Here is a 10022-nt window from a genome sequence, read left to right on the forward strand (position 1 = left end):
AGGGCCTTCCGCCGTTTCCACAAAGTCGCAAGCCACCGACCTGCGGTTTCGCACCCGAACATGCCCTGGATCACGGATTAGCTGCGGAACGCGGGACTGCCTGGCATGCCCTGACTAGCACGACGGTCTCCCCTTCCGGGCTTCGCAGCCTGCGACACGATCGCCGCTCCCGCAACCCTGCTCTCGCCCCCGCATAGCGGGGCCTTCGGAGGGCGAGGCCTGGCGATCCAAGATCTTTTGCTGGCGCAAAACATCTTGGAACCGCCAGCCACGCACGGTTGCGGGCGCAGCTCCCCGCGTCGCTGACGGCCGCCGCCGGAAGGGGAAGCCCCGCCGCCTCGGCCAGATCGGCACCAGGCCCCCCATCCGGCAGCCCATCAGCCAACCCGGCAAGGAGCTGCCGTGATCTCGCTCGCCCCCGCGCGCCCCGCACCGTCCTCCCAGTCCGACGACCAGCCTGCGATCGCCATCGTCGGTGCCTCCATCACCGGCCCCACCCTGGCCCTGTTACTCCACCAGGCCGGCCTGACGAACGTCACCGTCCTGGACGCCTCCCCTCGCCTGCACGCGCAGGCCGGCGGCGTCATCGGCCTGGAGCACAGCGCCCTGGACGTGCTGGACTCCATCGGTGTCCCGCAGCACGAGTTCGTCCCCTTCACCAGCGAGCGCGTGGTCGCGGTCAAGGTCGCCGACCGCTGCGAGGCCGGCCGCACCCACACCTTCTACCCGGGCCGCTCCACCGCCTGGCACCTGATCAACACCGCGCTGCTGCAGCGCCTGCCCGAGGGATGGCTGCGCCTGGGCAGCCGCGTCCACGGTCTTACCTCCGGCCCCGACGGCCGCGCCCAGCTGCAGATCGCCGACGCCGATCCGATCAGCGCCGATCTGGTGGTCTTTGCCGACGGCCGCCGCTCGATCGGCCGCCGCCTGCTCGACCCGGACCGCAAGCTCCGCTACGGCGGATACGTCGCATGGCGCGGCCAAGCACCGATCCTCCCGCAGGACCTGCGCGACTACACCCGTCTCGAACCGTACGGCGCAGGCTTCCACCTGTTCCCGATCCTGCAGCGCGACGGCAGCACCGCCACCGACTGGACCTTCTACCTCAACCACTCCGAGCAGGAGTTCCACACCCTGCTGGACGCCGAGCCGACCCGCCGCACCTACGTCCTGCCGCACCAGATCACCCCGTACGCCCGCGAGCACGTCACCGGCCACGCACGGCAACTGCTGCCCACCACGGCCGCCGACATCATCGAGGCCACTCCGGCCTGGACCGCCGCCCCCATCGTCGACATCGCCCCGCCCGAGCGGATGGTCTACCCGGTCGGCCGCCACGCCCACGCCGTCCTGCTGGGCGACGCGCTGGCCCCGGTCCGGCCCAACACCGCCCGCGGCGCCAACAACGGCATCGAGCAGGCCACCTCCCTGGTCGCCGCGCTGACGCAGCACCTGCGCCACGGCGCTGACCTGCCCGTCGCCTTGGAGGGCTGGCAGCGCCGCGCCTTGCCCGCCGTCCGCGACGCGCTGGAGCTTGGCCCCAAGCTGGGCGCCGCACTCGGCCTCGGACACCATCCGGCGCCGGCATGACCGGCGACTACCGGCTGGCCCGGACCATCGAGCCGGGCTGGCTCGTCCGCCTCGCCGCCGGCGACACCCCGGCCGGCGGCGGGTGGATGCCCGTCCTGGCCCGCATCGACACCGTCAATCACCTCGGCCGGCAGCGCGTCTGGTTCCTCGGTGAAGACCGGGCCGCGTCGGCCTACGCCGACGACCTGGTCTTCAGCCGCACCCCCGACGAGGCGGCCATCGCCCACCACCCATGAGCCCTTTCGCGTCATCTCCGCCGTCCGGAGGGACCGGTTCCCCGGACAGCGGCTCGATCAACAAGGAGCCCGTTATGACGTCGACCAACCTGCCCGTTCCCCAGCCGGCCGGAGACCGTGCCACATGGCTGCGGCACCTCACCCGCCGGCTCGCCACCGAACTCGCCGACCAACTGCGCGCCCAGCCGCCGACCGGCCAGATCGTGGACGAAGCCCGAACCCGGCTGCACCAGACGATCAGCCGCTACCGGGAGGGCGGCAGTGTGGATGACGCCACCGCCATCCGCCTCAGCATGGATCTGCGGATCGTCCGCGTCCGCGACGAGGCCTGGCTGGCCTCGCAGGTCGAGCCGGTCGTCATGACCGCCGTGCTGCTCGATGTGGCCGATCGGATCGAGCCCGCGTTCCTGGCCCCGGTCGGCTCACTATTGGCTTGCGCCGCGTGGAACCTGGGCGAGCGGGATGTCGCCCGTCGCGCCGTCGACAAGGTCTTGGCAAAGGAGCCCTTCTACTCGATGGCCCTGCTGCTCCAGATGGCGCTGCACTTCAATGTGCCTCCGGGCGTGCTTCGTGACCGCATGCCCACGCTCGACGAGATCGACATCCTGATGGGACCGCCCGGGCCGGGATGGCTCCAGCCGTTGCAGTGGACCCTGACCGACTACCTCGAATCCTCATGATCGCTTGTAGGGTGAGGCGTTCGCTCCCATGTCCAACGAACCTCACAGGAAGCGCCCCGTGTTACCTCGTCACCGTTCAGCCCTGCCCGCCGTGCGCGTCACCGCCTCGTACGGCGCCGCGCTGACGGTCGCCGTCGTCATCGCCCTGATCTCTGGCGACCTCGGCCCGTTGTGGTGGCTGACGCTGTTCGCGACCGTGACCGAAGGCGTCGCGGCGACAGGACAGAACGTGCTCCTCCTGGTCGTAGCCGGGCTGTCCTGGGCATGGGGGATCTGGCAGATCCTGCGCGGGCCGCTGGCGGGGCCGCCCCAGCAGGACCGGAACACCCTGTGGTTGCCCGTGGCGCTCTACGTCGCGGCGGCTACGACGTGGCTGGTTCACATCGCCCCGTCGTTGGTCTGGGCGGTTGCGTCCGTGCTCGACACTGCGGCGATGTGGGTGGTCGTGCTGCTGTTCATGCGGGTGCTGGGCGGCGACCGGCAGTACATGCGGGGCGCGGGGGTGCTCGGGTACGGCGGTTTCACCGTCATCGGCGTACTCGACCTCGTCGGCTGGCCCGTCCCGGGTGGGGTGGAGCTGATCTGCGGCGTGGCCGTTCTGGCCTGGACGGTGCTGGTTCTGCGGGCCCAAGGGTACGACGACCGCTGGTGGACGGCGACCGTCGCGTATGGCATCGCCGCCCTGGTGGCGCCGATCTTCCTGATACTGGCGGCATTGCCGTTCCCGGACGAGGGAAGCGCCGTCGAGGCTCTCGGTGTGGTCTCGAGCGTCCTGATCATGATCTGGCTGGCCCGCTCCGCCCACGACCTTGCCGCCCCACGCCACCAACCGGCTGCCCCGGCTCCGTTGGAGGCATGAGCCGACGAGCAGTCGCGTTGTCGGCCAGTCACCGTCGCGCGCGTGCCGCCTGTGATGGCCATGGTGATCGTTCATCTGGGCGATCCTGAGCGCGCCGCCCCAGGATCGTGCCGGCAAGCGATCTTCTCGCCCTCTCTTACGCCCAGGCCGGCCTTGTTCGTGAACAACTCCGTCGCGCGGCGCACGCGCTCATGTCGACAGTGACCGATCGAGCCGCTCACCGAGCCGCTTGGACAGCGGACGCGTTCGGGCCCGGCCGAGCCGGGTGAGCACGTCGCCGTAGTCCCGAGACGGTGGCTGAGGCGGGTGCGATTGAGCGGTCGAATCTGACGCCGATGGCAGGCCCTGCCGTATGTCCCTGCCGGTCACCCGCCCCACATTTCGGACCGGTCAGCCTCGCAGGCACGTTCCTCCAGGCAAGGCGGCTTTCGCTGCGCTCACCCCGTACGGTCAAGATCTTTTGGCGCAAGAGCAGGAACGGGCGCCAAAACATCTAGCCCGTACGCGGCCGCCGCCTTGCCTTCCGTCACTTCCACCTGCGTGTCCTCCCTCACCGAAACGCGGAACGGCCGCCCAGCAGGGGCACCGTACGGAAGGAGCCGGACATGCGACTCAGCCTCGACCTCCCCCTCTACGCCACCGACATCACCGCCTGCACCCGCTGCGGCAACGAGGTCACCCTCCAGCACAGCTGGAAGACCCTCGACGGTGGCCGCATCTGCCTGGGGTGCGTGTGCGAGGCCGTCGAGGCCTACCGCCAGTCCGCGGTCGCCGACCACGAGATCCCCTACTAGCCCACGCGGGCGGCGGGGGGCTCCGGCCCCCGCCGCCTCCCGTCCCGCCTCGTTTCGGAACCCGCAGTAACCACGCCACAAGGAGGAATCATCATGGCCGCAGGCGACACCGTCATCACCATCGTCGGCAACCTCGTCGACGACCCCGAGCTCCGCTTCACCCCGACAGGTCAGGCGGTGGCCCGGTTCCGCATCGCCTCCACCCCGCGGTACATGGACCGCCAGACCAACGAGTGGAAGGACGGCGACAGCCTCTTCCTGACCGCCAACGTCTGGCGGCAGGCGGGGGAGAACGCCGCCGAGAGCCTCACCCGCGGCATGCGCGTCATCGTCCAGGGCCGGCTCCGGCAGCGCTCGTACGAGAACAAGGACGGCGACAAGCGCACCGTCTACGAGATCGAGGTCGACGAGATCGGCCCGTCCCTGCGCCACGCCACCGCCCAGGTGAACAAGACCCGGCGCAACCGCCCGAACACTCCGCCGCAGGACAACCCGTGGGAGAGCTCATTCCCCGAGCGGCAGCAGGCCAACGGCGAGCCGGTTCCCGCGGGCGCGGTGGCAGGTGACGAGCCGGACTTCTGACATCCGGCGGGCCCGCCCGGCTTCCCTCCGGGCGGGCCCCGCACCGCGCCTTCTGCACGACCCCTTTCCCTCCGCCGTGCCTCCGGCCCAGCCGCCATCTGCAGGCACGGCGGCTTCCTGTCTCCTTGTGGAGGACGTTCCCCGATGATGTCCACCTCGACGTGCGCGGACCTGACGGACCTGCTGAACTTCGTCGGCGCCGTGCTCAACGACCCGGGCGCGGATCTGCGCCCCGCTCTGCTGCATGTCATCGCCGAGCTGGCTCGCCTGCTCAGCGACGACATCGACGAGCGCGAACTCGCCTCCGTGCTTGGCAACGCCCCAACGCCCGCTCCCGGCCGTCCCACGGCTTGCGGGGAGATCCTCTCGGTGCCGGGCCGCGGCCCCGCCGTCGTGCTGGCCGTCCGGGAAGGGGGAGCGCTGCTCAAAGTCCGCACCGCCAACGAAATCCGCCACATCCGGCATATGCCTGACGGGTGGGCGGACCTGTGACCTGCCGAACTCACGCCCACACGCCGAAGGAGGCCGATCCCGCATGTCCGTGAGCGACCCCGGCGAGCACGAGCCGCTCCCGTTCGAGGGGCACATGCTTCTGATCACCGAATGCTGCCGGTGCGGCATGCGGCCGCTCCTTGTCGATCCCGACAACGCCGTGTCTGTCCTGATTCACCAAGCCACCGGCACCCCGGTCGACCCCGACGGCAATCCGGCCCGGCGCGGCGATCCCCTCGTACAGCGCCAAGCCCTGTGCCCCGCCTGCGTCCGGCTGCGCCGGCAGGCCATCGCACAGGGCAAGCTCGTGTCCTGGCCCCGGAGGCCGTCGCCCGAAGAGCTCGCATGATGCGCCATGTGGTCCAGTTCTCCGGTGGCATCGGCAGCTGGGCGGCCGCTCAGCGCGTCGCGGCCGAGCACGGGACCGATCGGCTGACCTTGCTGTTCGCCGACACCCTCGTCGAGGACGACGACCTGTACCGGTTCAACCGGGATGCCACCGCCCAGCTCGGCGTGGACCTCACCGTAGTCTGCGACGGCCGCACCCCGTTCGAGGTGTTCGCCGACGTCCGCTTCCTGGGCAACGCCAGGATCGCCCCCTGCTCGTACTGGCTGAAGCAGAAGCCCTGCCGCGACTGGCTCACCGCCCACGCCGACCCGCGGACCACCATCGTGTACGTCGGCATCGACTGGTCCGAAAGACGCCGTATCCCCGGCATCCAGCGGGGCTGGGCACCGTGGCGGGTGCGCTTCCCGATGGCCGAGCCGCCCTTCCTGACCCAGGGACAGATGCTGCAGACCGCCCGGGCGCTGGGCTTGCGCCCGCCCCGCCTGTACGACCAGGGCTACCGGCACAACAACTGCGGCGGCAGTTGCGTACGGGCCGGTCAGCGGCAATGGCTGCACCACCTGCGCACGCATCCCGACCGCTTCCTGCGTGCCGAGCACGAAGAGAGCCGGCTACGCGCCGAACTCGGCGACGTCGCCATCCTCAAGCGACGACGGGCCGGCGTGACGCGCCCGTTGCCGCTGGCCGAGCTACGCCGCCGCGCTCAGGCCGCCTGACCTCCGCCGCTGGCTGACTTCCGGGCGGATGTCCCGTGCCGGATGGACCCGCGCTTGCTTGGGCCTACCACGGAACCCCGGCGCGGGGGCGCGGCCACCGAAGCCCGGCCGGCGCGGCCGCCCCCGCGCCTGGAACCCGTGGTTGATGCGGCCCAAGCGCGGGCCACCCCGGCTCGCCGCACCGGCCCATTGAAGGAGAACGCGGTGACCGACGACACCGCCGCCCGCTGGCGGCACATCGAGATCGTCCTGGACCGCTCCGGGTCCATGCACCCGATCACGGCCCAGACCGAGGCGGGCCTGCGCGCCTTCCTAGAAGCGCAGCGGGAGGTGCCCGGCCGCACCACCGTCACCCTGTACCAGTTCGACGACGTCGGCGAGCTCGTCTTCAGCAACGTGGAGCTGGCGGAGGTGCCGGAGATCCGGCTGCAGCCGCGTGCCGCCACCGCCCTGTTCGACGCGATCGGCGACACCATTGAGCGGGCCCGCACCCTGGTGCTGGCACTGCCCAAGCCGGAACGCCCCGAGGAGATCATCACGGTCATCCTGACCGACGGCGCGGAGAACTCCTCCCACCGCTACGACGCACCGCGCCTACGTGCCTGGATCGAGGACCTGCAGGCCAAGAAACGCAAGTGGGTGTTCGTCCTGCTGGGCGCGGGCTCCTACGTCACCAGGCTCGCCGGCATGCTCGGCATCCGGCAGGAGACCACCATCCACTACGACCACGACCTCAGCCAGACAGCGCTGTCCACCGCGGGCGAGATGGTCCGCCGGGGCAGCCGCAGCGGGCGGTACGGCTTCACCGACGAGGACAGGACCGCCACCCGGCACTGAGCCTCAGGGTGTGCTGGCGGCCGCGATCACCAGCGGCCGTCCAGCATGTCCCCGCTCCACGCCGCTGATATGGCAGCCCTCCTCAGGGTGCCGGGGGTGCGGCTTCCGGGCACTCCGGTCTTCTCCTTTCCGGCTTCGCAGCCTGCGGCACTGTGGCGCGACCCGCGACCGTCCTCTCGCCCCGCTCTGCGGGTCCCCGTGGGCGAGTTCTGCCTGCTTCAAGATCTTCTGCTGGCGCAAAACTTCTTGAAGCAGGCAGAACCGGACGATCGCGGGTCGCTTCGCCGTGCCGCTGTCGGCTCTTCGCCGGAAGGGGAAGCCCACCGCCTCGGCCCGGGCCCTCACCCCTTAACCCCTTCTCCGGCAGCCCATCCATCAGCACGGGAAGAAGGAGAGCTCTCCATCATGCTGCCCGAGGTTAAGGCGTTCTTCGACGCCATCGCGACCAGAATCTCCGCATCGAGACCGACCGCGTGTACCGCGCACATCCGGTTCCGGAATGGGACCACACCATGTCTCCCGACCAGGTCGCAGCCTACTTCGAAGCGCAGGACAAGCGGGACGCCGCCCTGCGAGAGGTGGAGAAGGCGGACAAGACCAAGCAGGCCGAGGCGTACCAGAAGCTGGCCGCCTCCGAGGACCCGCTGGTGCGCTTCCTCCTCACCGATCCAGAGGTGCAGGCCTACCCACGGCACGCGGAAGACGTGCTGAAGGCACTGCCGATGAGCCGTGAGGAGATGGAGGAGTTCGGCGAGCGGCAGGAGTGGTGCCGCGAGTTCGAGCGCCTGTTCAGGCGCGCGGACGAGGCCGGCGTCCTGCCCGAGCCGACCCCCGACCTGGCGGACGTCGAGCCGCTGGTGCGCGAGGTCGCGAGCCGGTTCGGCACCGATGAGCGCCGCCTGCGCACCCTCGTCAAGAAGCACCTGCCCGACATCCTCGCCAGCGCCTCGGCCAAGGCTGCGCAGCGAGCGCAGGAGGGCCTGACGACGACCGCGTAAGGCCAACCGAGGGCGGCGTGGCGGACGGTACGAGCTCCGCCACGCCGTTCCTAGGCAGCGCCGAACACGGGAAGGCGGTACTTCAGCCCTTGTCCGTGTCGCCGCCCAGCTCGATGCCCAGCCTCTCCAGCCGGGAGCGGATGGCGCCGCGGCTGCGGCCGAAGACCTGCATCAGATCCCGGATGGTGGTGTCAGGAGCCGCGGCCAGGTCCTTGAGCCGCTGGTCATCGTCGGGGGTCCAGGGGCGGTGCGAGTTGCTGTGTGTGTGCCGCCGCTCCTGCAGCGTCGGTGTCCGCCGGTTTCCGGCGAGCGCGGCCTGGCCGCCGGCCAGCAGTTGGACGAGCACCGGCAGGTGAGCCTCCGGGATGGGCTCGGCTGTGCTGAAGTCGGCGAGTAGTTGGCCGTCGGCGTCGTTGCCGCGCATCTCGATGTGCAGCCGGTCACCGTCGACGGTCAGGGTCAGCTCGTAGCGGTGGCCGTCCTGGTCGGCATGCAGACGTACCTGGGACAGGGAGGTGGGCACGGGATCTCCTTCGAGGCAGGCGGGGCGAAGGGCTCACGGACGCGGCCGACCACGGCGGCGCCAGGCTGGCGCCGCCCGTCCTCTCCCGGACGGCCAGCTCATGATCTCAAAGCGCTTGAGCTTCACTCACCTGATTATCGAACAGATGCGCCAGAAGGTCTCACCCTTAATCACAGGGGAAGCCGCGCCATGAGCGATCGAGTAGGCCCACTGCCTGGCGGGGAGGACTGGTTATCCGGGCCGGCTGGCCGCCGTACCGCGGCCGGCCAGTATCGGGGCGCTTGAGGCTGCGCTCTTCCCTCGTCGCTCAGTCGCTTCGCTCCATCGCTCCTCAGTCCAGAGCACAGCCCGCCCCTCCAGGCCGGCCGCTTCTACCGCGCGCCGCCGTACTTCGGTCCGCTGGGCGCCGTCGTCACTACTCGCCGACCCGGACCTACCTCGCCGCAGCGGGCGCGGCAGCAGGCCATTCCGCGCACAGGGCGCTCGCTGCGCTCGCGTCGCCCACGATCGGCCTGCGGCCGACCCTGTGCACGGCGCGCTCCACGTCGGCTTCACGGAGGCTTCGCTGGCGCTCCGTCTCCGTTACGCCTCCGCTCCGCGCGTTACCCCGCCATCCCCCTCCGTTCCCGCCGCCGAGGCCCGAACCATCTCTTCAGCGTGAGCCAGACCGTACGGTCGGCACCGGCCGGAAGTTTCTCCACTGACCAGCTCGTCCCTGAGGCGCACGCGACGAGGTGCGAGCCGTGCGGTCTGGCCAGGCGCTTTCGGCTCATCCCAAGCCCGGCCTTGGCCTCGAACACGGCCGTCTGTTTTGCGGCTCGCTGGCGCGCGGGCGGCATCTCCGCGTCCCCCGGGCTGGCGTCCCGAGCCAGGTCAGCCTCGCAGGCCGTCACTGCGGACAACCCGCCCCTTTCAAGATCTTTTGCTGCGCAAAACATCTTGACGGGCAAGTTGTCCTTCGCTCCTTCGCCTGCGAAGTCGCCCTTGCCGGGACACCCAAGGCGGGCGCCGCTCACGCAAGCGGCCCCTTCAGCAGACAGGAGCCCTCCATGCGCAACGTCTTCCTCCGCACCATCGCCCTCGATTGGGGCACTCTCATCGCCGCAGCGGGTATTGCCCTCGGCGTTCTCGTACTCGTCGGGTTCGGCGCCGCCGTAGTCAGTATCCAGCGCGACGACCGGCGTGGTGTTCCTGCCGCCTGTCCCACCTCCCCGCGCAGGTTCAGGCGGCGCGTGCTGGGCACCCACACCCCGTCCGACCGATAAGCGGGAGCCGGCCGTGTGCCTGGCGAGGGCGCGGAAGCACACGATCTCGGGGAATCCGCGCCCCAATCTCATCCCTCATCCCGCAGGGGAGTACAGCGCGG

General features: G+C 70.4%; 13 protein-coding genes. 12 read left to right on the plus strand and 1 reads right to left on the minus strand.

Translation table 11 applies throughout. The annotated features are described in order from the left end of the window. Nucleotides 1-402: 402 nt before the first annotated feature. The 11 genes from ACIBF7_RS44125 (at nt 403) to ACIBF7_RS44175 (ending at nt 8133) form a co-directional block, all read left to right on the plus strand. Entirely contained in the window at nt 403-1590 is a 1188-nt protein-coding gene (locus ACIBF7_RS44125) for an FAD-dependent monooxygenase (protein WP_397199809.1), read from the plus strand. Then, complete coding sequence (locus ACIBF7_RS44130) at nt 1587-1826, plus strand: hypothetical protein (RefSeq protein ID WP_397199810.1); 240 nt, start codon at nt 1587-1589, stop codon at nt 1824-1826. Before ACIBF7_RS44125 ends, ACIBF7_RS44130 begins: the two co-directional genes overlap by 4 nt. A 74-nt stretch (nt 1827-1900) precedes the next feature. Continuing rightward, nucleotides 1901-2506 (plus strand): DUF4192 family protein, encoded by a 606-nt coding sequence (locus ACIBF7_RS44135; RefSeq protein WP_397199811.1) that lies wholly within the window; start codon nt 1901-1903, stop codon nt 2504-2506. 58 nt (nt 2507-2564) lie between these two features. After that, entirely contained in the window at nt 2565-3365 is an 801-nt protein-coding gene (locus ACIBF7_RS44140; RefSeq protein ID WP_397199812.1) for a hypothetical protein, read from the plus strand. A 605-nt stretch (nt 3366-3970) separates the two neighbouring features. Then, nucleotides 3971-4159 carry a hypothetical protein gene (locus ACIBF7_RS44145; protein WP_219546491.1) on the plus strand — a complete coding sequence of 63 codons (189 nt, stop codon included), beginning with the start codon at nt 3971-3973 and terminating at the stop codon, nt 4157-4159. A gap of 93 nt (nt 4160-4252) precedes the next feature. Then, on the plus strand, nt 4253-4741 hold the full coding sequence (locus tag ACIBF7_RS44150) for a single-stranded DNA-binding protein (RefSeq protein WP_397199813.1): 489 nt from the start codon (nt 4253-4255) through the stop codon (nt 4739-4741). 144 nt (nt 4742-4885) lie between these two features. Beyond that, nucleotides 4886-5233, plus strand: coding sequence for a hypothetical protein (locus ACIBF7_RS44155; protein ID WP_397199814.1), 348 nt, complete (start codon nt 4886-4888; stop codon nt 5231-5233). A gap of 43 nt (nt 5234-5276) precedes the next feature. Further along, nucleotides 5277-5582: a hypothetical protein gene (locus ACIBF7_RS44160; protein WP_397199815.1), complete on the plus strand. Its 306-nt coding sequence runs from the start codon at nt 5277-5279 to the stop codon at nt 5580-5582. Continuing rightward, nucleotides 5579-6298, plus strand: coding sequence for a hypothetical protein (locus ACIBF7_RS44165; protein WP_397199816.1), 720 nt, complete (start codon nt 5579-5581; stop codon nt 6296-6298). Before ACIBF7_RS44160 ends, ACIBF7_RS44165 begins: the two co-directional genes overlap by 4 nt. Nucleotides 6299-6502: 204 nt before the next feature. After that, nucleotides 6503-7135 (plus strand): hypothetical protein, encoded by a 633-nt coding sequence (locus tag ACIBF7_RS44170; RefSeq protein ID WP_397199817.1) that lies wholly within the window; start codon nt 6503-6505, stop codon nt 7133-7135. A gap of 512 nt (nt 7136-7647) precedes the next feature. Then, nucleotides 7648-8133 carry a hypothetical protein gene (locus ACIBF7_RS44175; protein ID WP_397199818.1) on the plus strand — a complete coding sequence of 162 codons (486 nt, stop codon included), beginning with the start codon at nt 7648-7650 and terminating at the stop codon, nt 8131-8133. A gap of 82 nt (nt 8134-8215) precedes the next feature. Here ACIBF7_RS44175 and ACIBF7_RS44180 read toward each other — a convergent pair whose 3' ends face one another. Then, entirely contained in the window at nt 8216-8656 is a 441-nt protein-coding gene (locus tag ACIBF7_RS44180) for a hypothetical protein (protein WP_397199819.1), read from the minus strand. Between the two features lie 1049 nt (nt 8657-9705). Between ACIBF7_RS44180 and ACIBF7_RS44185 the strand changes: the two genes are divergently transcribed. Next, on the plus strand, nt 9706-9921 hold the full coding sequence (locus ACIBF7_RS44185) for a hypothetical protein (protein WP_364237760.1): 216 nt from the start codon (nt 9706-9708) through the stop codon (nt 9919-9921). Nucleotides 9922-10022 lie beyond the last annotated feature (101 nt).

This window comes from Nonomuraea sp. NPDC050478 (genome assembly GCF_044458265.1).
GTDB classification, from domain to species: Bacteria; Actinomycetota; Actinomycetes; order Streptosporangiales; family Streptosporangiaceae; genus Nonomuraea; species Nonomuraea ferruginea.